Source organism: Trinickia caryophylli (assembly GCF_034424545.1).
Classification (GTDB): domain Bacteria; phylum Pseudomonadota; class Gammaproteobacteria; order Burkholderiales; family Burkholderiaceae; genus Trinickia; species Trinickia caryophylli.
In genome coordinates, this window is sequence record NZ_CP139970.1 from 2,087,463 (window position 1) to 2,113,033 (window position 25,571).

Annotated in this window: 15 protein-coding genes, 1 tRNA gene and 4 pseudogenes; 7 read left to right on the forward strand and 13 right to left on the reverse strand. The window is 58.4% G+C overall.

All coding sequences use genetic code 11. The features are described 5' to 3' along the window. Window positions 1-116 precede the first annotated feature (116 nt). Window positions 117-1,055 carry a BKACE family enzyme gene (locus tag U0034_RS09430; RefSeq protein ID WP_085230623.1) on the reverse strand — a complete coding sequence of 313 codons (939 nt, stop codon included), beginning with the start codon at window positions 1,053-1,055 and terminating at the stop codon, window positions 117-119. A gap of 172 nt (window positions 1,056-1,227) precedes the next feature. On the opposite strand from U0034_RS09430, the gene U0034_RS09435 reads away from it, so the two are divergent. Then, entirely contained in the window at window positions 1,228-2,259 is a 1,032-nt protein-coding gene (locus U0034_RS09435; protein ID WP_085230624.1) for an AraC family transcriptional regulator, read from the forward strand. Window positions 2,260-2,421: 162 nt separating this feature from the next. Here the strand turns inward: U0034_RS09435 and U0034_RS09440 are convergent. Both U0034_RS09440 and U0034_RS09445 read right to left on the reverse strand, forming a co-directional pair. Beyond that, a pseudogene (locus tag U0034_RS09440) lies at window positions 2,422-2,877 on the reverse strand (transposase); the annotation flags it as partial. Window positions 2,878-3,169: 292 nt separating this feature from the next. Continuing rightward, window positions 3,170-4,111: a DUF4365 domain-containing protein gene (locus tag U0034_RS09445; RefSeq protein ID WP_233211873.1), complete on the reverse strand. Its 942-nt coding sequence runs from the start codon at window positions 4,109-4,111 to the stop codon at window positions 3,170-3,172. Window positions 4,112-4,536: 425 nt separating this feature from the next. Between U0034_RS09445 and U0034_RS09450 the strand changes: the two genes are divergently transcribed. After that, entirely contained in the window at window positions 4,537-6,843 is a 2,307-nt protein-coding gene (locus U0034_RS09450) for an nSTAND3 domain-containing NTPase (RefSeq protein ID WP_085230626.1), read from the forward strand. Between the two features lie 314 nt (window positions 6,844-7,157). Here U0034_RS09450 and U0034_RS09455 read toward each other — a convergent pair whose 3' ends face one another. The 3 genes from U0034_RS09455 to U0034_RS09465 form a co-directional block, all read right to left on the reverse strand. After that, window positions 7,158-9,326 carry an ATP-binding protein gene (locus tag U0034_RS09455; RefSeq protein WP_170151721.1) on the reverse strand — a complete coding sequence of 723 codons (2,169 nt, stop codon included), beginning with the start codon at window positions 9,324-9,326 and terminating at the stop codon, window positions 7,158-7,160. 1,712 nt (window positions 9,327-11,038) lie between these two features. Next, window positions 11,039-12,139 (reverse strand): hypothetical protein, encoded by a 1,101-nt coding sequence (locus U0034_RS09460; RefSeq protein ID WP_102622914.1) that lies wholly within the window; start codon window positions 12,137-12,139, stop codon window positions 11,039-11,041. 134 nt (window positions 12,140-12,273) lie between these two features. Then, on the reverse strand, window positions 12,274-13,227 hold the full coding sequence (locus tag U0034_RS09465) for a hypothetical protein (RefSeq protein WP_085230627.1): 954 nt from the start codon (window positions 13,225-13,227) through the stop codon (window positions 12,274-12,276). 415 nt (window positions 13,228-13,642) lie between these two features. On the opposite strand from U0034_RS09465, the gene U0034_RS09470 reads away from it, so the two are divergent. Further along, window positions 13,643-14,362, forward strand: coding sequence for a MobA/MobL family protein (locus tag U0034_RS09470; RefSeq protein ID WP_085230628.1), 720 nt, complete (start codon window positions 13,643-13,645; stop codon window positions 14,360-14,362). A gap of 692 nt (window positions 14,363-15,054) precedes the next feature. Here the strand turns inward: U0034_RS09470 and istB are convergent. The 3 genes and pseudogenes from istB to U0034_RS09485 all read right to left on the reverse strand — a co-directional run. Then, entirely contained in the window at window positions 15,055-15,822 is a 768-nt protein-coding gene (gene istB / locus U0034_RS09475; protein ID WP_085227224.1) for an IS21-like element helper ATPase IstB, read from the reverse strand. A gap of 14 nt (window positions 15,823-15,836) precedes the next feature. Continuing rightward, window positions 15,837-17,360, reverse strand: a complete 1,524-nt coding sequence (gene istA / locus U0034_RS09480; protein WP_143795496.1) for an IS21 family transposase — start codon at window positions 17,358-17,360, stop codon at window positions 15,837-15,839. A gap of 174 nt (window positions 17,361-17,534) precedes the next feature. Then, window positions 17,535-17,948: pseudogene (locus U0034_RS09485) on the reverse strand (transposase); the annotation flags it as partial. A gap of 457 nt (window positions 17,949-18,405) precedes the next feature. On the opposite strand from U0034_RS09485, the gene U0034_RS09490 reads away from it, so the two are divergent. Then, the gene (locus tag U0034_RS09490; protein ID WP_085229918.1) at window positions 18,406-19,806 is read left to right on the forward strand and encodes a hypothetical protein; all 1,401 of its coding nucleotides are present in this window, start codon (window positions 18,406-18,408) and stop codon (window positions 19,804-19,806) included. A 141-nt stretch (window positions 19,807-19,947) separates the two neighbouring features. Here U0034_RS09490 and U0034_RS09495 read toward each other — a convergent pair whose 3' ends face one another. Then, on the reverse strand, window positions 19,948-20,280 hold the full coding sequence (locus tag U0034_RS09495) for a hypothetical protein (RefSeq protein WP_085229919.1): 333 nt from the start codon (window positions 20,278-20,280) through the stop codon (window positions 19,948-19,950). A gap of 108 nt (window positions 20,281-20,388) precedes the next feature. Here U0034_RS09495 and U0034_RS29320 point away from each other — a divergent pair. Next, window positions 20,389-20,553 (forward strand): annotated as a pseudogene (locus tag U0034_RS29320) (IS30 family transposase); the annotation flags it as partial. A 9-nt stretch (window positions 20,554-20,562) separates the two neighbouring features. Here U0034_RS29320 and U0034_RS09505 read toward each other — a convergent pair. Then, window positions 20,563-20,826, reverse strand: a pseudogene (locus tag U0034_RS09505) (transposase); the annotation flags it as partial. A gap of 337 nt (window positions 20,827-21,163) precedes the next feature. Between U0034_RS09505 and U0034_RS09510 the strand changes: the two are divergent. Continuing rightward, on the forward strand, window positions 21,164-21,340 hold the full coding sequence (locus tag U0034_RS09510; RefSeq protein WP_158243558.1) for a hypothetical protein: 177 nt from the start codon (window positions 21,164-21,166) through the stop codon (window positions 21,338-21,340). 675 nt (window positions 21,341-22,015) lie between these two features. Here the strand turns inward: U0034_RS09510 and U0034_RS09515 are convergent. Further along, a tRNA-Arg gene (locus tag U0034_RS09515) sits at window positions 22,016-22,091 on the reverse strand. 297 nt (window positions 22,092-22,388) lie between these two features. Here U0034_RS09515 and U0034_RS09520 point away from each other — a divergent pair. Then, window positions 22,389-23,363, forward strand: a complete 975-nt coding sequence (locus U0034_RS09520; RefSeq protein ID WP_085229922.1) for a c-type cytochrome — start codon at window positions 22,389-22,391, stop codon at window positions 23,361-23,363. Window positions 23,364-23,470: 107 nt separating this feature from the next. Here the strand turns inward: U0034_RS09520 and U0034_RS09525 are convergent, their stop codons facing one another. Continuing rightward, window positions 23,471-25,561 carry a UvrD-helicase domain-containing protein gene (locus tag U0034_RS09525; RefSeq protein ID WP_085229923.1) on the reverse strand — a complete coding sequence of 697 codons (2,091 nt, stop codon included), beginning with the start codon at window positions 25,559-25,561 and terminating at the stop codon, window positions 23,471-23,473. Between the last annotated feature and the right edge of the window lie 10 nt (window positions 25,562-25,571).

Sequence of the window (25,571 nt, forward strand, 5' to 3'; positions counted from 1 at the left end):
TCTCCAGAAGTGGTCCCGCCTGTTTTTTCTTGTGTCGCACGACGGGCAATACCCGATCGGCGCTGCGGGAGAAAGGGTTCTTCGCCTACGCGCAGTGCGCGCGCAAGGCCATCTGCTTAAAGCGAGACGCTCTCGCGGCCCTTCAATCCGAGCATTGCGCGAGCATCGGCCGGCGTCGCGATCTCGAAAGAAAGCGCTTCCAGGATTGCGCGAATCTTTCGGACCTGCTCCGCGTTCGACGTTGCTTTCACACCCCGCGATAGGTAGACGCTGTCTTCCAGACCCACGCGGACGTTCCCGCCCATGATCGCGCCCATCGTCACGAGCGACATCTGATGGCGGCCGGCGCCGAGCACCGAAAACTGATAGCTCTCGCGGCCGAACAGACGATCGGCGCTGGAACGCATCAATGCGAGGTTCTCCGGATCGGGGCCGATCCCGCCGAGAATGCCGAGTACGGACTGGATAAAGAACGGAGGCTTGACGAGCCCGATATCGATGAAGTGCGCGAGGTTATACAAGTGCCCCACGTCGTAACACTCGAACTCGAAGCGCGTACCGTAATCGCGGAATTCGGTGAGGATGTTCTTGATGTCCCGGAAGGTGTTCCGGAAGATCATGTCCTCCATGCCCTCGACGTATTCCTTTTCCCATCCGAATCGCCAGGAGGAGAATTTCGCCGCGACCGGATGCAGCGAAAAGTTCATCGAACCCATGTTCAGCGAGCACATTTCGGGTTTGGCGATACGCGCATAGGCCAAACGCTCGTCGAGCGTCATACGTGTACTGCCACCCGTCGAGATGTTGATGACAGCATCCGTCTGCGCCGCGATTGCAGGGACGAACTGACGGAAGATTTCGGGTGAAGGCGTTGGCCGGCCATCCTCCGGATTGCGTGCGTGCAGATGAAGTATCGCCGCCCCGGCCTCGGCGGCCTCGAGCGCTTGAGTCTTGATGTCATCGGGCGTGAGCGGCAGATATTCCGACATGGACGGCACGTGTGCCGACCCTGTCACTGCACACGTGATGATGACTTTGCTGGTCGAATGTCCCATTTCAATAGCTCTCGTATCGCCGCTGACGCGCGGGGGTTGCACGGGGTGCGCAGGCGCCAACGGCAAAGCGGCCTCGTCTCTTGTCCCATTGATAGTAGTTAGATACGATCCACACCGTAAGGTCTTTTTCGGACAAGCCGATGTCCCGCGAGGACATGAACGGGGAGGAACGGTGTCATCGAAATTCCCGCTGTTGAACGAGCGCATCTACGCGCCGTACAAGATCGCGGCGCTGGTCGAAGTGCTTGCGGAGCAGGGCATTGCCCCCGAGGACAGCCTGAAGGGAAGCGGTGTCGAGCCCGATCAGATTTACGACGCTTCGGTCCTGACGTCGGTCAGGCAATACGCGGCGGTATGTACCAACGCCGTCAGCCTTTCATCCGATCCGAGCACGCCCTTCAAGACGGGAGCGCGGCTTCATCTGGCCGCGTATGGGATGTATGGCTACGCCCTGATGTCGTGCCTGTCGCTGCGCGACTACTTCCGGCTGGGCGTCAAATACCATCGGCTGGCAACGCCGACCGTCACGATCGAGTGGACCGAGTATCCCGATACTTCCGTGTGGCGGTTTCCGGATGCGTTCTCGTCGAACCTGCCGCACCATGTCCAGCAGTTTCTTCTCGAACAGCAATACACGCAGCACGTGACGCACCTCGAAGACGTTGCGGGGCGGCGCTGCCCGCCGGTGCTTGCCCGCTTCTCGTATCCCGCACCGGACTACGCCGCGATATATCCGCAGTATCTGGGTTGCCCGTGCGAGTTCGACGCCGAGGAATGCCAGCTCATATACGACAGCGCCATACTGGAAATAAAGCCACACCTCGCGCATCGGCATTCCGCGGCGCTCTTGCAGGAAACCTGCGACCGGCTGATCGGGCAAGCGAAAACATCGACCGGCGTATCGGGCGAGGTCTATCAACTCCTGATGCGCAAGCCTGGGGTGTTTCCCAGCATGGAATCCGTGGCGTCCTCATTGAACATGACCAGTCGAACGCTGAGGCGGCGCCTGGAGTCCGAAGGCACTTCGTTCGTCGTGATCGTCGACGACGTCCGCTGCTCGCTGGCCACCGAATACCTGAAGACCACGAAGCTCAGCACGGACGATGTCGCCATGCTGGTCGGTTTCAGCGACACGGCCAACTTCCGCCGGGCATTGAAGCGCTGGACTGGCAAGGGCCCCGGCGAGATTCGCGATCAATTGTGAGTGGGGCGGTTGGCGAGCTCCATTCGGTGGACCAGCCCGCACTTCAACGTGTTCATGAATCAGGGTGGGAGGTGTGCCGCATGGCGCGCAATGCCAAGCGGTTGCCCAGGCGCGAGCTGCTTATCGAAACCGCATTCTCAATCAGCGGATCGAGGCCGTGATGACCGAGCTAATGAACTCCGGCGAGACCTCGGTGCCATACTGTTCCTGCAAGAAGCCCTGGATCTCGCGTACGGTCATGCCCCGGGCGTACATGGCGACGATCTTCTCATCGAAGCCTGTAAAGCGTCGTTCGTGCTTGGGGATCAGCAGCGGCTCAAAGCTGCCGTCGCGGTCGCGCGGCACCTCGATGCGGATCGGCCCGTCTTCGGTCAAAACGGTCTTGGCGCCCTTGCCGTTGCGCTGGTTGGTAACGGCGGCCGGCTTGGCCGCGCCCGGTGAATAGCCCAGGTGATGGTTCAGCTCGCCGCCGAGCGCGCGCTCTATCAACGCCTTCTTCAAAGCCATGGTCGCGGCGTTGATGGACTCGGCCGTCATCGGGCCGTTGCCGAACTGCTCAAGCAGCTCGGCTCGAATCGCCGGCAGCTCTACCGGTGGGGTCTTGGGTTTGCGAGGCATATTTTCTCCTGGGGAGCATCATATGCCGTGAACACGAAATTACTGACAGACCCACCGAAGGGGGCAGGTCACGCCGTCGGGGCGCATCCCCAGCACACTCAGACTTTTCTTTTTTGGACTCAGCTCGCTGTGCTCATCGATTGCACCGGCCTCCAGGTAACGTGCAATATCCCGCCAATGACCGCTGCCGGGCAAAGGCAGCGCCCGAAGTCGATCCGAAATCGACACTCTGGCTATTGGCAAACGGTCATTCCATGTTGGGGGTTAAAGCCCCCGGCCACGGTCACACCCCTCAAACTTCTATGCCGGCTTCTTTCAGCTCAGAGAACTTGAATGCCTCGAAGAGGCTAAACCCGATCACTTGCCGCTGATGCCTGTCGAATTCGTAACCCCACTGCTTAAGGGTCTTCTCAGTCGCATCACTCGGGAGAGCGGTCTCGTAAACCAGACGCAGATAGGGCCTGTCTTTGAAGCGCCAGTAGTACTTGCTTTCGAATACCATTCGCCGCAACACCTTGAGCTTTTCAACGAGAAGTGGGATAAGCACACGGAGCGGTGTTTGCGCACTGAAATTAGTCACCTCGTCGGTTGCCCACTCGCCTGAATTCTTGACCCAGTGATCGAATGAATACAGGTGCTTGCGATCCTTCTCAGACAGACCAGCCGACTCCAACTCGTTATCCCAAAGCAAAACGCGACACGTGTCCAGCAGCGTCTTTAGGACGTCTGGCTCATGGATCTCAACATGACCGTCGTAGTGGTAGACATCGACATACATGCCCAAGAACAGCTTCAAGTAGCGGAGTGCCGTCTTGTGCGAGTAGATCAGGTCAGGGAGGGACGGAGAAAGCGCAAACGTGACGGTGTAGATAGTCGGCATCATCTCCCGAACTTTCTCCTCCTCCGTCTTCGTGACCTCAGGCAAGAACTCGATACTCTTGGTCTTTTCGTCCCCGTTGATTAGGGAAGCTGCCTGCCAGAAGATCGGGCGTGACACATAGATCTCTTCCGTCTTCAAATCGACTGCGTACAAGATCACGTGCGTCTTGTAGCTAAGCTCTGTCCAGTAGTAGAGGGTACTCTCCTTGATGCCGCCGACAACAGGAGTCCGGTCCTTCTTACGAATCCTTAGATTCTCGGATGACTTCACCTGAGCCTTAAAATACCTTCCGGTGACTTGCTCTCCATGCACTATCTCAATCTCAAAATCTATCCCATAGTCGCTCTCCGTCACGTTTCGAAAAATTCCGACGTGCCGGAGCTTATAGACCAGAATAGCGTAAGAGTCTGATTCCGCTTTATGTTGCTGAATGCGGGTGGGAAGCTTCACAATAGTACGGACAGTGCAAAGGTGATGAGCATACACCGGGGTGCGAATGTTTGCATTGCGGCGTGTAACACGAAGGCCCGCCCCTGAGGATCGCCGCCCGACGAGGTTGGCGAAAGTCGACCTGAAGCGGAAGCCGAGCTCGCCACAGTCAATGTCCGATATACCACGCGAGGCGACCGTTCGAACCCGGTCCTTTCTCCACGGCACGAGCGCTTCTTACGCGGCTGATCGCTCCGCTCGCCTCTGGCTTCCTTGTTGGGCCGGAATGATCTAACGCAAATTTACGGCTAGCCCCTGGGGCTGCCCTGCGCAACGAATACAATACATGGATGGAGACCAAAGAACCGCAGCCGCCCGCCCAGACACCATTCGCCCAGGCACAGGGCTATCACGTCGACTTCGCGCTCCACACTCTTGGATGGAAGGCGTTCCAAGATCTGTGCGCGCAGGTAATGGAAGAAGAGCTGAAGTGCTCGGTCTCGGTATATCGCGAAGCCCAGGACGGCGGACAAGACGCCGTGTTCCTTGCTAAGCACGTCGATGGCTCCGTCGCGGTGGGAACCGTACAGTGCAAGTTCTCCAGCAAACACACACAACGCTTGCGCTCCTCAGACATCACAGGCGAACTTGAGCACGTCAAGCAGCTCGTCGACAAGAGCATGGCGTCGATCTACTACTTCCTCACCAGCATGAGTGTCGATGCCGACGTCGCGCGCGAGATCCGTGAACGGCTCGCAGCGATGGGAGTAACGGAGCCTCACGTCGAAGGCAAGGATTGGTTGCTCGGAAAGATAAAGGGAAGCCCTCGCCTCCGGGCGCTGGTGCCTCGCGTTTATGGCCTTGGTGACCTCTCGACCATCATCGACGAGCGATGTGCCTCCCAAACCCTCGCCCTGCTAGGTGACCATCGAAAGTCCCTCAACGTGTATGTACCGACGGCACCCCATCGGTCCGCGGTGAACATACTGGCGAAGCACAAACTCGTACTTCTTCTCGGCGCGCCAGCTACCGGCAAGTCCACCCTCGCAGCAATTCTCGCGACGATGGCCGTCGACAAGAACGAGGTGCAGGTGTTCAAGTGCGAAGGACCGATAGAGCTACGGCAGCATTGGAATCCCAACGAGAACAAGCGCCTTTTCTGGGTTGACGATGCCTTTGGCTCCAATTTGCTTATGCCCGAGTACGTCAATGCTTGGATTGAATTTATGCCCAAGCTCAAGACGGCGCTCGATCACGGATGTCATTTCATCCTCACGTCTCGTACACACATCTGGAACGACGCTAAACCTCGCATTGGCTCCAGAAATCATCTCCTCTTGGAGAACGACACTGCTGTCGTCAATGTCGGCAAGCTCACGCATTCAGAACGGGAACAGATTCTCTATAACCACCTGAAGGCGGGACGGCAGCCAACCAGTTGGAAAGCTTGGATTAAGGACCATCTGCCCCTGCTGTCTAAGGAAGACAGACTGCTCCCGGAATTGGCTCGTCGCCTTGGCGATCCCACGTTCACTGGGCACATCAAAAAGGTGCCAGACGACTTGCTGCGCTTCATCTCCCAACCGCAGAAATTCCTGGTCCAGACCTTTGAAGAACTGTCGGCCGAGCAACGAGCAGCCCTGACGCTTGTGTTTCTTGGCCAGTCGCGGCTACCTGTTCACCTGCTACCCGACAATGATGCAACCTTGGTCGCCACAAGCTATGGCGTTACAAGAGCCAGCATGACTCAAGCTCTGCTACAGCTTGCTGGGTCATTGATCGTGCGCCGACGAGATGGCGACAAAGAATTCTGGGCCTTTTGGCACCCCACATTTGCCGATGCCATTAGTGAGATTCTCAGCAAGAGACCGGACTTAATCGACGTCTACGTTCGAGGAGCGAGGCTTGACACTCTACTCACGGAAGTGGTTTGTGAAGGTGCGGCTCACATTCGCGATGCTGTCGTGGTTCCGCAGGGCAGCAGCGAAGCGTTGATCGAGAGGTTGCTTGAAACTCCTAACGAACCCAGCGCAAACGAGCGCTTATTCGAATTCTTGAATCATCGACTTCCTACGGACATCGTTCGGAAGATATTGGAACGCGCACCCGACCTCCCAGGCCGACGCGGAGAACCTCCAATTTGGTTCCGTCTCCGTCGCAGCGAGGAAATTCGGCTTCGGGCAACAGCCCATTCGATGGGCTTGCTCACCGAGGATGTACGCTCGGCCACCGTGGCGGCGCTGGAGGAAGGCGCCCTCGACTCCCTCGACACGTCGTTCATCTGCGACGACGGCATCCTCGCAATGTTCAAGCCTTTGGAGCTCATGCAATTGACCGCGGGACTATTAGCCAAGCTCGACTCAGAAATTGCACATGAGATTGCACGTCGTCGAGCGCAAGCAGATCCCGATCGCGACGTTGACAGTCAGTTTGAAGAGGTAAGCGAATTCCTCGATGGCATCCGCTACTTGGTAGAGGTCAATAGTGTTTTTGATAACAAGTATCAGGACCTGACTCGTGCTTTGCAGCGGGCCAAGGAAGATGTCGAGGCAGAGAAATCATCCGAAGAAGAATGCAGTTTCTTCAACAGCGTGCCTCCGGCAACGCAACGTGAGCGGCAAACCGATCGTTCAGTTTTCAGCGACGTCGACGAGTAGGCATCGTGCCTTACTCGCGCACCGGGCTCAACCGACCGCTAAAGTGCCCCTGCAAAATGGGAACCCTTCGTCAGGGGCACCCAAACCTGACGCTGTCAAATCCTGTGCAATTGCTACCTCGCGGGGAAAGCATGAAACCGCCGCCCCTCGATACGAGCCCACGGACGCCCCAGGGGACAGGACGCCATCCTCGCGAACCCAAGCTCTCCGAGAGTATCCTACAACCTAGCCGTTCGCCAGAGGACGACGGCCAGGTCGGGCGCAGTGATAGGGCAACCATCTCACTCGTCTTCGAAGTATCACTGACGAGCCGACTAAACGAGCGCCGCCACGTCAGTGTACAGCCGCCGAAGGTGCTGATCAGACATGTCAAGGATCGGCTCGTACATGAACGAGTTCAGGTGGATGTTCTCAGGCGTCATCAGCGTCACCTTTTGCAGAACTCGAATGTTGGCCGCCTCGCCGGCGAACAGTTGACGATAGCGCGACAGCAGAGCCGGCGTTTGGTTGGCACTGATCGTCGCCAGCCATGCCGCGTCGTTGATCTTCCCGGCCATGTACTTTTCAGCTTGCAACCTAGTGGCAATCGCCAGCACCACCTTGTTCTCGAAGTTAATCCCGTCCGGCGCCTGCAAGCAGGCCTTCGCCTCCGCATCGATTAGATCGAGAACTAGCTCCGCCCCATTGGCTGACTGTCCAGCTGCTGTGAACAGCCGTCCGTACACGCCATCTAGGTCCGCAACCGTGATCAGGTTGGAATCCGCCTTCCAGTGCAACAGCGAAGTGAGTTTGACATAGTCTGCATCCGCGTCATCCTTCGTGTACTCGATCAGGTTGCGCATGAAGGGGATGCAGCAGACTTTCATCCGACGGTCAGTGTAGAAGCATGGCTTCCAAACCTTCACGAAGACATTTTTGACGCCGACTGCGCTTTGAAGTGTAACTCCCTGCGCGGTCTTCGAAACCATGAAGCAGTTTTGCCGCTGAACGAGCTTGCGGCTCTCTATCGTCCGGTAGAAGTCGAAATTGTGAGTGAGGATCAGTTGCTTGAAGCACGGATCCTCCGCCAGGTCGGAGAGGTACTGAACGATGGCGTACTTGTTCTTATAGTCGAATGAGTCAGCGATGTCGTCCACGATAACCAAAGTCTCCTTGCCGCTCTGGCGCCGCACCTCGATGTCGAAGAGCATATTCAGCACGTAAAACGCCTTCTTCTCCCCGGTGCTAAGGGTCTGCAGGAGAGCGGCCCGGTCGACCGAAAGTTCATCGGCGCCATCGGTGAAGACGAAGCCAAGCCGTGGGACGGTCTCCACACCAAGCATTACCTGAACCTTATTCGCCACCTCCAACCGAAACGGAACCACAAAGCGGTCGTTGAAGATGTCAATGACCGTCTGCCACAGTGTCTTCTCTCGAGCTGCCTGCTCCTGGATCTCCTTGGTGCGCGCGGCCGCTAGCTGGATCTTCTCGAGCAGCGAGACATACAACTCATAGTTGGCCTTGATGTACGACTTCCAGAGCTTTTCTTTGAACGATGCCACATTGGCTAGTTCGGGCAGCAGCTCCTCGTGGTCCTGCAGATACGCCTCGAAGTCACGCAGTGTCACGTTTTTCTGTATCTGCTTCTCTAACGCCTCGAACTTCTTGCGAAGATTGACGTCGCCCGAAATCTTCTCCTTCTCCTCTTTAATCAGCTCTGCGAGCTGCGTTTCGGAAGTGATCTCGACCTTCTCTTCTCCGTTAAGTCTAACGGTATGCTTGGCCTCGAAGAAGCCGTTGTCCTTCAGTTGCTTCGCAACATTGGCGGCATTGTAGTAGTTGAAGGTACCTTTCTTGAAGTACTTGGACGCCGCAAGCAGTTCGTTGTACTTCTTGACGTAGTCATCAATTGCGGTTCGGAAGTCTCCAGTCGCAAGGAATGCCTCCACCTTCTCGTCCATTACCACGTCATAGGGCACGGTAGCGAGCGGAGCGTCTTCCTGCAACGCAAGCTCATCTTTGATTCGATTCAGCGCAACGTCGAGTTGCTCCCCAGAGGCAGTGAAGGTAGAGGAAATCTCCCGGTCCACCTCCCGCCTCGTCTTTGCCTGCGCCTTGACAGCTTTGATAAACGCCGCCCTTGCCGCATTGATTTCCGCGTGCAACGCCTCGTATTCCTGACGAAGCCCTAGATTCACCAATAGCGTAGCTGTCTCTCCTCCCTGCCCTGCGATTTCCTCATAGGGTCGAAGAACCAGCACGCCACTTGCCGCTAGGTCTGCGCCCGTCTCATCCTTCACTTCGCGACGCGTGACCCTGGTCTGAAATATTCGGTCCTTGGATGGGGATCCATCGGCGATGTCCTGGAAAGTGTTGGCCAGCGAACTTTTCATCGCTCCGTTAGGAGCGTAGATGGCTACGGTGGACGACTTCGAGTAGTCCAGTACGATGTCGAGCTTGCGAATGCCGTAGCAATGCTCGAGCGCCAGACTAAGTTTTTTCATTTTTTCCTCCACTCGCTACGGAATTTGCAGGAGGGCCATTCCGCGGCGTTGCCCTTTGCTTAGGTATCTTCGGCTGCATGACGCTTCATCTTGAATTTCGGCGCCAAGCAGTGGAAGTCGAACAAAACAGTCACTTGGCGTATACGCCCCCCGCGATCAGCGGACACTCGCGCAATGCAGCAGTATCGCCCAAACGTTTACTTGAGCACCGCTTCGGTCGTTAGGCTCCCGCTATCGCAAACCCTATTGGCCCTCGTCGTTGCTCGCTTTCTACTATCCAGAGAACGTTTCCCGGATGAACGATAAGATGCTCTGGAGGCTCACCCTTTCGATTCTCTGGCCAGTCAGGAGTGAAGCGCACGAACCCGAACTCTGTTGAACTTACCGCGGTGCATGTCACTATCGCATGCGTGGGACTGTCGTCCTTTCCGTCCTTAAACTGAATAGTCGGAAAGTTATCACCCTGTACAGCCGACTTCAGATTAGGCCAGATCGTTGGATCGTGACGCAGTGCTACGAAATACTGGGACATTCGGGTCTCCCTTCACGCGTAGTCGATTCAGTCGTCGAAATAGGCTCCGCGCTGAATTCTGACACAGCTCCGCAAATGTGTATTGCAGGAATTTGTTGACCATGTGCAATGGCTACGCGCCTTCGCGGAAAACAAGGCGTTGGCTCAATCGATGGATCGCCGATGACGTCAGACCGACAAAAAACAACAGCAGCACCGGCTATATGGTATCGGCCGATGCCCGCAGGGTGACGTCTCGCTGTTCTACCATGATCGCAGTCGGCGCCTCGGTCTTGACGCAGTAAGCCTTGACCGCTGCTAAACCGTTGACTTTTGCATAACAGCGCTTCTTATGCCCGTTTGTTAGAGGACTCACGATTGCGGGAAGATTTATCGTGGATGATACGGTGCCTGTGTCCGCAGCCGTGACCCCATTTGAACTCTCACACGGGGATTTGCCGTTAACGTTCCGAGTCAATGTTGAACCAAGGCCGGAGGTGTCCCACGAGTCTGTCCTCAGCAAAAAGCGCTCTGCGACCGCGTTGTCTGGGAACTCGTCGCACCAAGAAAAGCCCACGGCTTCGTCGATGACTCCCACCGGGTTTGCCTCAGCCGGGAAGACGTGTTCGATGCCAAAACGCAATTGGCACGATGTCGTCCGAGGCGTTGCCTTGGCGTTCTCCGTCGGCGATTGATGCGCGCGGCCTGCGGTACCTCGCAGAAGATGCTGCGCGAATCGGCGCCGCAAATTGGTAGTCTTGCCCGCGTACAAGCAGGGGTAAGGGGCGTCAGTCGGCCACCAGTCGTGATAATGCACATCGACGCTTATACCGCCCGGCCCTTTCAGGACGATATGCCGATTAGCTTGCATCAACCGCGCCCTGCTTCCGACCCACCAAAAGGCGTAGACGCCCGCCGTGGATGGCACGCCGACAGTCCCCCTTGCGTCAGAGAGATCTCTCACCCGATGAACCGAAGCACCTGCGAGCATTGCTGCCGTCAGCGATTGCCATGCAATTTGCACTTCCCCGGCTCTATTCCTCTCGTTCATACCTTGATTCTGATCGGATTGGACGAAACAATGAGACAACCGACCACGCGGTAGCCGCACTCGCGATATGACCTGAGCGATTCCGCCCAGCCCCGCAGATTGTATTGCTGCAACGCTGGCCCCGCACCGCGCAGAAGGCCCCACGTCTTTCTATTGGCCCAGCGGCAGGATCCAGCCCCCCGAACCATCGAATCTCGCTCGCACTTGCTCTCGGTCCGTAGATAGAATTTTCTCCAGCACGTCGCCATCACCATCGATCGCTGACCGCACTACTTTGCGCTCCAACCCGACAAACAACGGCCGAAGATTCAGCCGCGCGAGCGTCTGCTCATCGGGCGGAGACAGTCTTCGTTCCGCAATTGGTCCCTGACGCGTCACCACACCACCGATGAGATCGTCGACCCAATTGGCTCCCTGCTCGGCATCGACGCCCCAGACGGTCGCAGCATCCAACGCCTGGTGTGCCTCCGCAATCAGTTGGCGCTCCGACCGTCGTGTGACAGCAAGGTTCAACAAAGAGTTCGCTAGCTCAACATGTCCAAGGGAGCGTAACAAGGCTGCGGCATGCCGACGTAACAGACCAACAAACATAGCGCGCTCATCCTCCGGTGAAAGAGGCAGGCCCGGCTCCTCCGGATCATGTACAGAGATCATCGGATCTCTCGCTCCGCCATTCGCGGCCCCCCAGCGGGTAGCAATCGCGATCCGCTTGACTGTCGCAGGTCGGCCGCCGCACACAACGTTCACTCGCCCAGCTTGAATCCATGCACGCCTGAGCGCTTTCCCCGGCCCCGGGCGATCATGGCAGCCCTTGGCTTCCGCCACGGTTAAATTCGATAGCCTGGAAGTGCAGGCCACCCAATCAGGAAGATCCCCGCGCGCTATTCTTGCGACGCTGATCCTTTGCCGAGCATTCAACGCAATATTTCGCTGCCCGAGGTGAGCAAATATCGATAGCCCCATGTATCTCTCGAGATAAGCCCGAGCAACGAAGCGCCCGAATAGCCCCGACAATGCCACTTTGACTTCCCGAGCTTGGCCAAGCGGTTCGCGAAACACAAAGGGAGTCCCGGGACCCATCGGCTCGAGCAGTGCATCAATAAAAGACCAACACGCCAAGGCGGGACCCGGAGACTGCAAAATCTCACGTACCCCCGCGTCTTCGATCTCTGTCACGGAAAGACTAACGTGCGGAGTACCGACGGGATCGGCCGCCGGAGGAACAAACGAATGTTGGAAAGTACGTTGCATGTCAGAGGTCCCCGATTTTCTTGGTCTTGCCTGTGACCGAGCTGTTCGAACGGATGCCTAACGGAACAACGACGCTCATCTGACCGAACAACACATCACTTGCGACGTTACCGTTTCGTTACCGCGCTTTCGATCTATTTCTTCGATCGAGGCACCTGCGCAACTTGCGCTTTCAGAGACAGCGTGAGGTTCAACTTGTGTTTCGTAAAGTCCGAGAATCGATATTTCCCGGGCTCGCTCGCGGGGACGCGCTTCCCAGGCTTCGCTTTCCATAAACCGAGCACTACAACCTCCGAATCCTCCTCGATACCTTCAAACCAGTCTGCATTGTCGGTCCAGATGCTGGGCTCAACACTGATTCCATGCACCGCATCCGCTGCGTCATCAACATACTTCGGGATATGGAGGTTGATTACGTTCGTCGGTCGACCGTCAACTATCGGGCTTCGCTTCGATTTGACGACTCCGTGCAGCGCAATCGGATGTTTGACGGTCAGGAGGGATACCGCACGGAACGCCTCCATGTATCGCTCGGCTTCGAAGTAGAACGATGACCACGGCACGACCGTGTTGCCTTCGAACACGAGTTCGAGATACCTAGCGATGCTCTCGTCATCGTCGCAGGCCGCGCGAAGCGAAAGCACCTTCTTCGCCGAGTTGATGTACGCCGGTAAGTTTCCCGACTTGCGCTTGTAAACCGTTCCTCCCGGCCGCGTCGTACCGCCGCCTCTTGGAGATTCCCGCTTCCGTGCCGTCCCGAGGGCTTCCGCAATCATCATCAGCCGCAAACGATACTTGCCGTTGCGCAAGCTTTCAATCAAACCCTCCGACGGCGTCACGAGCTTTTTCACATTGTGCTCGACTGCGTGCGGACAGTTATCGGCATGCTCGCTGTCTTTCAATAGCCGGAAGTAGGCCGGAACCTTGATCGACTTGTTGTGCCGCTCGCAACTATAGGCACTCTGGTGCGTTACCCCGGTCGGACACTGCTTGCAGTGCAATGGCTCCCGGCCCTTTCCTTTGGCATAGTCCTCGGCCTGCCACTCATTACCGTCGGCGTCGATCGCCGTCGACATCTTAATGCCCATCGGTTACCTCGTGTGATCGAGAAAGCACGAGTTTAACTCTTCAGCGAAGAGCATCTCTGAACTTTCTCTTCGCCGTACAGGCTCAAGCATCGCTGCCTCTATCCTCCGCTCAGTCTGATTATCGAGTTATGAAGCTAAATATAAATACAGGAAAGCATAATTTTTTACAGCGCTTTGTATCTTGTGAGGCAAGAGCAATAAAAAGGCAGGTAGAGAGAAGAGGGAGAGAAGGAACGAAAGAAGTAGCGGCAGCGGTCAACGTCAATCCAAGAGGGTTCATGTAAAGCAAGCCATCAGGGAGATGGCGCACGCGCACATACCCTTTCTCTCAATATAGCTTCTCAACCCGTCTCTGCACTCGCCTCGCCGAAGGTTAAACCACATTCTCACTGGAATCACTGCGCGGGGAGTAATAATGGCAAGCTATCACATGGCCCTCAAAAGTCACGGCAAAGGTAAAGCAGCAGATCGATCGAAGTACATCTCACGTCAAGGGAAATACAACGACCGCACCGAGGATCTCGTGGCAACGGGGTCAGGCAATTTTCCTGACGCTGCAAACGGTAACCCTTGCTCCTTTTGGAACAATGCCGATAAGCACGAGCGCGCCAACGGATCGGCGTGCCGGGAATTCGTGTTGGCACTGCCTGGCGAATTGACGCTTGAGCAGCATAAGGAAGTTCTGCATCAATTCATCGATGCCGTGATTGGCGACAAGCCTTATGAGTACGCCATCCACCGACCCAATGGGGCGATCAGCGGCACAAGCAACCCACATGCGCATGTGCTCATCTCTGACCGAGTGTCTGACGGAATTGATCGGCCGCTTGAGCAGATATTCCGGCGCTACAACCCACACTACCCTTCACGTGGCGGATGTAGAAAAGATAGTGGCGGAAAGCCGGCGCACATTCTTCGGGAAGAACTCATCGCGAAGCGAAGGTTGTGGGCGGATGTTCAAAACGCGGCGCTAGAGAAGTACGGGCACGCCGCACGGGTCGACCATCGCACACTTGAGCAGCAGGGGATCAATCGAGCGCCCGAATATCACCTCGGACCAGCCAGAATTAAGAACATGTCGAACGAGGCAAAGGAACAGTACGTCGCGCGCCGTCAAGCAACTGATGGTGAGTAATTTTCGAGAAAATTTTCAACGAAAAGTCGCGAGGAAACTCTGCGCCGATAGCAGGAACGCGAACGAAATTTTCTTGAAGTGCGTTGCGAACGTCTCTTCCGGATTTTGCAGAAAATGATGCTCGACGCGCGCATCGGGCATCTTTCACGCAGAGGTGGTGACGCCAGCCCTTGCGCCTGGGCCAGGAAAATCACCACCCCTTATAAATCAATGAGTTAGGCATATTGGATATTGATTTTTGCGTGCGATCCTGAAGGCTCTACCGCCCCTTCGGGACCGTCTCACCTGAGCGGCATCAGGCTCTCGCCTTGCGATCTGACGTCCTGAAATACGCCCCTGGCGGCTCGTTTTTCAGGCGCACCAGTGCGCGGCGCAACGCCAGATAGCTGAGCACTTCCGTGAGCTTTCCGCGCCTTACAGGGTCGCCGGCAAGGACCTCGCCATGCACCCAGTCCGAGCCATAAAGCCAAGGGTGTCGATCGGCTCGAAGATAGCTTCCCCGCCCCTCAGTCGCCTTGTTCACCCAATACCTGCCGACCTGGTCTGCATGGTCTTCCAAGACTGCTCCAGTGTGTTCGGCCTCCACCGTTTTGTCGTCAAGTGCGTATTTCGGCGAACGTGACCGCCGATTTCGGGAACGTGACCGATTTGGCGGGTTCGATGTTGCGCGGGGTTGATTCTAGGTTTCTGGATCAGCTTTCGTCGAGTACGACCTCCTTTGTTTGAGGGTTCGGAGCGACTTTTCGAAGCGACTCGCCCTTGAGCGTGATGCGGTGATGTCGCTGCATGAGTCGGTCGAGCATCGCATCGGCAATCGTTTCGTCGCCGATCCAGCCGTGCCAGTGCTCGATGGGCAATTGACTGGTCACGATTGTGGCTTTGCCGGCGGCGCGGTCGTCGATCATCTCCAGCAAGTCGTTGCGCACCATCGCGTCCAGTGGAGCCATTCCCCAATCGTCGAGTAGCAAGACGTCGACGCGCGCCACTTGCATGAGCCACTTCGTGAAGCCGCCGTTGCCGTGCAGGATCCGAAGCTCCTCAGTCAGTCGCGGTACACGCAGGTACAGTGCCGAGTGCCCGCGTCGGCAGGCGTACTGCGCCAGCGCACAGGCGAGCCACGATTTGCCCGCACCGGTGGGGCCACTGATGAGCAGGCTGTAGCCCGACTGAACCCAGTCGCCCAGCGCCAGGCTCATGAGCGCGCGAGCATCGATGCCACGGCCCGAGCGCGTATCGAGATCCTCGATCGCGGCCTGCGGATACTTCAAGTGCGCATGTTTGAGCAGCCGTGTGCGACGCCGGTCGTCGCGCCAGTTCGTCTCGCGGTCCACCAGTAACGACAGGCGCTCCTCGAAGCCCAGCTTGGCGCTGCCCGGCTGCGCGAGTTGTTCTTCGAGCCCGTCGGCGAAGCCGTCGAGCTTGAGCGTGCGCAACTGTGTCAGTGTTTGTTGCATCATCATCGCCGTGTGCCTTCTTATTGGTAATAGCCGGGGCCGCGCACGTGCGCATGACTCGGGCTCGTCCAGTCCGCCGGCGCCATCGCGACGGCGCGGTCTCGGTTGTTGAGCAGGATCTCGCGCACATGTCGGTAACGATGCACACCGAGCTCGAGTGCCAACGCACACGCGGCTTCGAGTCGGTCCCGGCCGTAGCGCCGCGACAGCGAGAGCAGCCCCAGGCATGCCCGATAGCCGTGTTCGGGGTGGCGCTGTTCTTCCAACAATCGCGTCACAAGCACCGCCGTTGCCGAGCCGATCTGCTGCGCCCAGTGGATCAGACGCTGCGGCGTCCACTCCAGGTGTGCGCGGTGTGCCGCGGGCATATGTTCGACGACGGTCGTGTAGCCGCCCACGTGCTCGTTGCGTGCATGGCTCGCCACACGACGCCCGCGATGCAGGAGCTCAACGGCGCCGCCGGTGATGCGGGCTTCGAGCTTCAAGCCGACGAGCGCATGCGGCACGCTGTACCGATGCTTACCCACCTCGACGTGGTAATCGATGTGCACCGTCACCGTCTTGAAGCGTGCGAGTTCGTACGGCTGGGCCGGCAACGACAACAAGGCGGGCGCGTCGAGCTGGGCAAACGCACTGGCTCGGCATCCGGGCAGCTTCTGGAAGGGACGCTCGTTCAGATACGTCAGCAATGGGCTGATTGCGTCATCGACGGATTGCACCGAGCCGAACTCGTGATGACGCAAGCGCGCCATGATCCAGCGCTCGACCACTTGCACGGCTGACTCGACCTTAGCCTTGTCCTGCGGTCGATAGGTTCTCGCTGGCAGGAAGGACGTGCCGTAATGCCGCGCGAAATCGAGCACGGTGTCGCCAGCGCGAGGCTCGTAACGATCGGGGTCAGCGATCATGGCGCGTGGGTTGTCGGGCACGATCAGTTGCGGCACGCCGCCGTAGAACGTCAGTGCTCGCGCAATGCCGCCAAGCCAGTCCTCCATCGTCTCGGCAGGCGTGGCGCACGCGAACGTATAGCTCGAGGCGCCCATCGCAGCGACGAACACGTGCGCGCGTCGCCCCGTCGTCAACGGCAGCGTGGGTCCGGCGAAGTCGACGAACAGCTTCTCGCCGGCGCGGTGGATCTGGCGCATCGAGCGCTTCAGGCGCTTGGCGAAGCTCTTGTAGTGCTCGCAGAACTGCGTGTAACGATAGGTCTGCCGGTCGGCGAACTCGGCTTGGTACTCCTCCCAGAGCAGCGTGAGCGTCATGCCCTTGCGGCGCAGTTCCTGGTGGATGCGCCCGTAGTCGGGCTGGGCGTAGGCCGCAGGCCCCGTGGGCTTGCCCATCAAACGCCGCTCGAGCTCGCCCTCATCCATATCGCAGGCGCTCGCCCAGTCGAGCTCGGCTGCCTTGGCAAGGCCAACGTACTTCGTGACGACGCCCTTGGAAATGCCCAACGACGCGGCGATTCGATCATGCGAGAAACCGCCGTCGAACTTCAGTCGTAAAACGTCCTTGATCATGCGCGTGTTCATCCGGTGCGCGGGCATCGTCTCTCCGGCCAAAGCCGTCGAGCATAGCCCGCGTGGTTGGGGTCACGCGCAACGCCAAACCTGCATGTCGGTCCGACCGGTCACGTTGCCGAAATCCTCGGTCACGTTCCCGAAATCGCCGGTCACGATGCCGAAACGCTCGGTCACGTTGGACCGAAATACGCACCACCAGGCGCGCCGTTAGCGCTTCGTTCTCGTGGTCCGGTTTCGACTCGTAATGCAACACGCTGCGAGACAGCCCAACAAGCCGGCAGGCACGGCGCTCCGAGATGTCGACCTTCTCCCGAATCGCCGCCACTGCCTCGCGCTTGGCTTGTGGGCTCAGGGCTTTCCCTTGACGACCACCTTCAGCGCTTCCATGTCGAGCATCGCTTCGGCCAGTAGCTTCTTCAGCCGCGCGTTCTCGACTTCCAGGTCCTTCAACCGGCGCGCTTCCGGCACCTCCATGCCGCCGAACTTCGCGCGCCACGTGTAGAACGACGCGTCACTGAAGCCGTGCTTCCTGCACAGCTCCTTCACCGGCATGCCGGCCTCGGCTTCCTTCAGAAACCCGATGATTTGTTCTTCCGTAAAGCGCTTCTTCATGTTCGTCTTCCTCTCCGAAAACGAACTTTACTAGGTTCCGACTGGCCCGGTTTGATGGGGGCAGGTCAAGCGAGCGCGAGGTCTGTGTAGACATCAGCAAGCACCATCTTCTGTCGTTGGTTATTGTTCGAGAGCTATTCATCGACACCTATGCCGAGTACAGCAAGTCTTTGTTCAGCGCGTTCGATGAGACGAACCTGCCGTGTATCGCGCTCGACTATGCTGAGTTGCATAAATATACGACTTTCTGCCCGAATCAAGGGAGTTTCCTCGGAGCCTATTTTCAGGTCTTCGATGCCGCGTGCGAACTAGGCGAGTTTCCTCGGCTTCGCTTTGGCGCTCGTGACGTTCGAGCGTTATGGGAGCAGGGGGAAGGGGGGTGAAGCGCATTCGGGCACGGCGAAACTGTAGCTGTTGCGTAAAATCATGCTCCGACCGCTAACTATTGCAATACGACATGTCGCAGAACCCTGCCAACGAAATGTTCAGAAACGAAGAGCCGTCGTGGGCGAACGCTTGCGTGGGTGATAACGGCTCGCCCGACGTCGTGGATTATGCGGCAGGCTTTGCAAACGCCGCACAGGTTCTACTCGAGCAGGTTCTAAGCCACCGGGGGCTGAAGCATCCGACGGACACCTTTGTGTACCCTATCTGCTTCAACATGCGTCATGCGATAGAACTGTACATCAAGGCAGCTATCGACTCACTGCGCCCACTTGTTCATCACGCTTATCGCCTGCCAGATATCGACGTCCAGACATCACATGATATCGGGAAATTGTGGCGCTATTTTAAAGAGCATGCGATTGCACTCGACTGGCGCTATAAGACGGTCATCGAGCCACTAGACACGCCTATATCAGATTTTGCAGCGGTGGATGCCACGGGACAGGTCTTCCGTTATCCCTTTGACCGGGAGAACCAAAAGCACCTGACTGAGCTTGCGATAATCAACCTCGGCGTCCTGTGGAAAAAGTTCCCAAAGTTAATTGCGGACCTGAAAACGTTGAACTATCAAGGGGATTTTCTTGGCGACGAATATCGACACAAAACCTACACCGCACGCCTTTCGCGATTCGACCTTGTGTGCATAAGCTATCGACTGCCCCCGAGAGCCGCATGGGGGACAGAGGTGTTCGATGTAGCGAAGGACGACATTCGGGCGCACTTCAATATCAGCTCCAACGAGTTCTCTCGTGCGGTGAGGCTCATCGAGGGGAACACCGAAATGGCCGCCATTCTTGATGGGTGTCTTCCGTTTTCTCATCTAACGCCTACGCAACTTATTCTATATTTTGATTCGTGGTGCAAATTTATTGAGATGGAGGATTTGAAGAAGCGATACGCTCCGGAGCCGGAAGGACGTGGCGCCTTATTTGATGCGGAGCTTAGCAACGACGATTCGGGTCTGGTCGAGGGAATACGTGCGCGTTCGGCGTTGCGGGTCGAGACTTGGCCTAGTCTCATGGATAATGTATCCCCAGAGGCGTTCGGCGAACTCAGGGCTTTGTACTATTTCTCGAGGGATAACTCGAGATATAGCGAGGAATTTGAAAGAGAGCGGGAGATAGCTGTTCGTGACGCTTTGTCGGACCGTAATGCTGGGGAAGCAAGGTTGCGCCAGTCCGCCTTCTACCTCATGGGCAAGCCACTGGCATTGGAGCACGTACTGAACTCCTTGTTATTTTTTGGACACGTTGGCCTAGTGAATGAGCTGCTGCAACGTTATGAGCTGTCATCCTGTGCGAAAGGGCTGCTCGAGCCTAGTCTTCGAAGGTTCAGGTCCCGTCATCGTCAGGCCTCTGAGGCAATGAATCGCGACCTGAGGTATCCGGCAAGCGAATTGTTCGCACTGTGAGAACTGCAAGGCCAAGTAACCAGGCCGGCCGCACAACCGTTGAATCCATAGTCGACTCTTGAGTGAAATCCAGTCGGACGCCAAGTGTTCGGGCGAAAAGCTTTGATTGAGTAGCTTTGCAAATGTTTCACTTGGCGACGCTCACCGCCCAGAAAACGCTGAAGCGGCGCTTTCGACCCGCTGGACCAAACCGCGTACGAGAGCCTGAAGGGGAGTGATGTTTGCTAACGATGCCTTTGGAGTTGTGAAGAACTGCCACTTGCTCCATCCCGGTAGGTCGCCCAAGCACTTCGTGACCTTACCTAACGTCTTTCGGTCGATGTCTTCGGTCAGATAGAAAGCGGGGTAGAACCGGGTAGTTCCCACCTCCACGAAAAAGATACGCCCGGCCTTTACCGCCTTGTCGAGCGCCTGGCGCGTAATACGCAGCCCTTCCCACGTTTCGCAGGCCGTTAGAAGTTTACCGGCTTTCACGAGCTTTTGCCTTTCCGGGATAGCTTGGCAGCTCGGCCAATCCCAGCACGGGTCAGATCGGTCCGACGTTCGAGGAGTATTCTGAACTGAGTGTCCCAGCAATCGCCGCGCCGACTCCTGCGTCAGTACTTGCCCCACGGTACGCAACTTGATCAATACTCGCAGGCGGAATTGAACAAGATCGCAGCGCGGCTCAATGAAAGGCCCAGAAAGACATTGGGCTTCATGTCTCCGGCCGACAAACTATGCGAGGCTGTTGCAGCGACTCATTGAACCTACCCACGCTTTTTTTAAAATATCGCGCTCCATCTTCAGCCGCGCCACTTCGGCGCGAAGTCTCGACAATTCCATCTGCTCCGGGCTTACCGGCTTCGTGCCGGCCCCGCCAAGCTTGCCCTCCTGATCAGCTTTCAACCAGTTGGAAATCGACTGCGCCGGCACGTCCAGCGTCTCGGCCACCGCCGCAACGCTCTGGCCGGCTTTGACCAGCCGAACCGCTTCCAGCTTGAATTCGAGCGTGTAGCGCACCCGCGTCATCTTGCTCATCTTCTTGACTCTCCTTGCTTGAGTTTAAACGCTCAGCAAGAGATTCGTTTTGCGGGGGCAAGCTCAGTGCGGCATCGTCAGACTTGCCTAATTTGACGCCGAAAACCTTCTCGTTCCGCGGCTCGAGGATGCCTGGGAATCGATTTGTGGATTGCTTGGTTGTGGTGCGGGCACTCTTTTCGGATGCGGCGGTATCTTTTCGCTGCCGCGACTGTGACTCAATTTGCGCCGACTTAGGCTATTTGAGCCTGACCGGTTGTGCTGTTCGCGCATGGCGGTTCTGCATGGTCCGGCAAAGACCCAGTTATTTTGTCCAACGTCTTAAAAAGGAAAAATTATGAAAAAGAATGCTATCTGCTGCTTGCTGATCGCGTTGGCTAGCACCATCTTTGCGCAATCGTCGTACGCTCAGGCCGCCAACATGGCCAGTCAGCAAGGTGGCGGCGCTTCGGATATGCAATCGTCTTCCGGCGGCGACATCTGGGGCTCGGCCGCGTGCATGAACTGCCACTGAGGCTATTGAAAGCATAAGCTGAGCGCAGCTCGGTGGGACCGACGTCAGCGCAGCCCTTCAGGTGGCTTTGACGGCAGTGCTAGAAGATGTAGCTGCAAGATGCTCCGCACAGTCTGCATCTTGGAGAACAGAAGGCTTCCCGTCGTCCATAACGCGGACGACGGCGGGTCGATAGTCATCGCAGAGCGAGGCTGTGCCAAGCGGGCCAGCACGATGGTGCAGGGTTCGTCCGAACCGTTACGCGCATCGGCTTAGGCACCCAAACCGGTGTAATGACCCAGCGAAACCTGCACAGATTAAGCGGCTAACGCGACAGAGGAGAGGGAGATGGTGAGGTAAAGTGAGCTTGCGCTGCTCAAAATGCCTCCGCGGTTGCTCGGCACTTCCTAGGCGGATTTAAACCGATTGCGCGCCCTCAAAGTGCAGCAGAGAGCGCGGTGGCTAAAGCGCCACAGCCAACGGACACCGTTCGCGCGGAAGATCGACTCGGTTAGCGCCGCTTCTGCGGTGCCGCCGCTTCCCTGTACGCGGCCGCGGTATGCGCACCTGTCTGCCGACCATCTGGTGCAATGGGTAACACCGCTGACGGCCGCGCCGGCGCCGATGTTAGCTGTAATTTAGCTGCAACGAGGCTGTCCGACGACGAAGGGAAACCGCTGAAAGCCTTACCAGACTTGGCGCGCCCGGCTGGGATCGAACCAGCAACCCCTGCCTTCGGAGGGCAGTACTCTATCCATTGAGCTACGGGCGCTTCAACGCGACTGCGCCGCGACCTTTTTTGGGGAGTGGGCGCAGCGCAAGCAAGACCGAGAGCATACCCGGTTTCGGGTGACGCGTCCACCTCGCAGCCCGCGTCCACCCAAGGATCCCACCCCATATTACGGGTAAACGCCGCCCGCCCAACTGCCCGCCACCTGTCGCCGACGCCAAAACCTTGCGTCTATAATCGACCGTGTTTGATCGAACGAATGCAGTTCCTGCCGTTCAGCCGTTGCCGTCGCGCTGTTGTCCCGCTCACCCACAATATCTACCCGGAGACGAGTCGAGCATGAGCGAAGCACCACACGGAGCACCGATCAAAACTCCCGGCCAGTTGATTGCGGCCGTCGTCGCCGCGTTCGTCGTTCCCATCGCCATCATTTGGCTGCTGGCCTACAACGTCAATCAGACGGTTCGCGATGGCGCCGGTACCGACATGAAGTCCGACGCCACCCTGACCGACCGCATCGCGCCACTCGCCCAAGTCACCGTTCGCGACGCCAACGCGCCTCGCGTCTACAAGAGCGGCGAGGAAGTCTTCAAGGCCGTCTGCTCCACCTGCCACGCCACCGGCGCCGCAGGCGCTCCGAAATTCGGCGACAGCAGCGCCTGGGCGCCCCGCATCGCGCAAGGCTACGACGCCCTGCTCCATTCGGCCCTGAGCGGCAAGAATGCCATGCCCGCACGCGGCGGCACCTCGCCCGACGACTACAGCGACTATGAGATCGCGCGCGCCGTCGTCTACATGGCCAACAACGGCGGCGCCAAATTCGCCGAGCCAGCCGCCCCCGCGCCGGCCGGCGCACAAGCCGCCAGCGCCGCTTCGCCCGAAACCGCCGGCGCCGCGTCAGGCGCCACGGCCGAGAACGCGAACCCCGCCGCCGCCGCATCCGAGCAGGCCGCAGCCGCCGCGTCCTCGATGCCCGTCGCGCAACCGGCCGCGTTGCCCGCCTCGGCCAATACGGCCGCAGCCCCAGCAGCACCGGCACCGAGCCCGGCCACGCCAACCGCCAGCGCGGATGCCGCTCAAGCCGGCAAGGCGCTCTACGAAAAAGTCTGTCAGGCCTGCCATGCGGCCGGCGTGCTCAACGCACCGAAGTTCGGCGACAAGGCGGCCTGGGCACCGCGTCTCAAGGAGGGAATGGACGTGGTCTACAATTACGCGCTCCATGGCAAGGGCGCGATGCCGCCCAAGGGCGGGTCGAACGCATCCGATGCGGACGTCAAGGCAGCCGTCGACTACATGGCCAACGCCGCCAAGTAACCACCGAGCAAGCGCCGAGCAAGCGTCACCAGCCGGAGCCGCCGACTACCCGCAGGCCCGAACGACAACGGCCTGCAATCAAACGCACCCGCGGGCGCCGGCTCCGTCTATCCCTTTTGCAGCAGCGCCTTGAGGCTGGCGAGCCGATCCTTCGGGGTCATCGGCGCTTCCTCGGGCGTGGGCGGCGGCGCCTCGTCGAGGCCCATCTCGGCGATGAAGCGCGACGGCTCGCACACCACCGTCTCCCGTGCGCGCTTGCGCTTCTTGCACCAGTTCAAATGCAGGCTGCGTTGCGCACGCGTAATTGCCACGTACATGAGCCGCCGCTCTTCCTCGATGCGCTCGTCGTCGATCGGCTCGTCGTCGGCCCCGCCCCGATGCGGCATGATCCCCTCTTCCACACCAACCAGGAATACATGCGGATATTCGAGCCCCTTCGACGCATGCACCGTCGATAACCTCACCGCATCCGGGTCTTCCTCCTTGCCTTCGAGCATCGACATCAGCGCAACCGTCTGAATCAGCCCAAGCAGGTTCTTGCCCGTATCGGCCAGCCCGTCGGCATTGTCGTAGCCGGTCGCCTCGCCCTCTTCGATCTCGTCCGGCTCGGGCTTCGTGCCCTTGCGCTTCAGCCACTCGAGAAACTCGAGCACGTTCTGCCATTTGCTCTGCGCCTGGCGCTCGTCGAATGCGTCATAGAGATACGCTTCGTAATGGATCGCCTCCATCAGTTCGTCGAGCAGCGTCGTGGCCGCGTCCTTCGTCGCGCGCTCGGCAATGCGCTGCATGAAGTCGCAGAAGATCCGCAGCGGCTCGACCTGCCGCGCAGACAACCGCGCTTCGATCCCGCCCATATAAACAGCCTCGAACAGCGACACCTTCGCCTGTCCCGCGAACGCCCCCAATGCTTCCAACGTGGTATTGCCGATGCCGCGCCGCGGCGTCGTTACCGCGCGGATAAATGCGGGGTCGTCGTCATGGTTTGCAATAAGACGAAGGTAGGCGCAGATATCCTTGATCTCGGCCTTGTCGAAAAACGATTGCCCCCCCGAGAGCACGTACGGAATCCGCTCGCGCCGCAGCACCTGCTCGAAGATGCGCGCCTGGAAGTTGCCGCGATAGAGAATCGCGTAATCGCGAAACTGCGCGCGCCGCTCGAACTTGTGCGCGGACAGCCTGAAGACCACCGATTCGGCTTCATGCTCCTCGTCGTTGCAGCCCGTCACGGAGATCGTGTCGCCCATGCCGTGCTCGGACCACAGCTTCTTCTCGAACAGCTTCGGGTTGTTGGCGATCACGTTGTTCGCCGCCGTCAGGATGCGCACGGTCGAGCGATAGTTCTGCTCGAGCTTGATCACGTGCAGCTTCGGAAAATCCTTGCCGAGCTGAGCGAGGTTCTCGAGCGTGGCGCCGCGCCAGCCGTAGATCGCCTGATCGTCGTCGCCCACGGCCGTGAACGCGGCGCGCGGCCCGGCCAGCAGCTTCACCAGTTCGTACTGGCACGCATTCGTGTCCTGGTATTCGTCGATGAGCAGGTAGCGCAGCTTGTTCTGCCACCGGTCGCGCACCGCCTCGTTCGCCGCGAAAAGCTCGGTGGGCAGGCGGATCAGATCGTCGAAATCGACGGCCTGGTACGCGTGCAGCGTCGCCACATAGTTGCGGTAGACGATCGCCGCCTGATGCTCGTCTTCGTTCGCGGCCATCGCCGCCGCCTGATCGGGCGTGACCAGCCCGTTCTTCCAGAGCGAGATGATCGTCTGGATCCGACGAATGAACCCCTTGTCGGTCGTGCCCACCTGCTCCTGGATCATGCCGAAGCAGTCGTCGGCGTCCATGATCGAGAACTGCGGCTTGAGCCCGAGGTGCTCGGCCTCCTTTCGCAGGATCTGCACCCCCAGCGAGTGAAACGTGCAGACCGTCAACTGATTCACGGGCACCTTGCGGCCCTCTTTGCCGGGCGTGGTCAGCGTCTTGCCTTCGAGCAGCTTGCCGACGCGCTCGCGCATTTCGGCAGCGGCCTTGTTCGTGAACGTGACAGCCGCGATATGTCGCGGCTCGAAGCCCTTTGCTTCGATCAGGTGCGCGATCTTCTGCGTGATGACGCGCGTCTTGCCGCTGCCGGCACCGGCCAGCACGAGACACGGGCCGTCGAGATAGCGCACCGCTTCGCCTTGGGCGGGGTTCAATCCTGCGGACATCGTCTTGGTG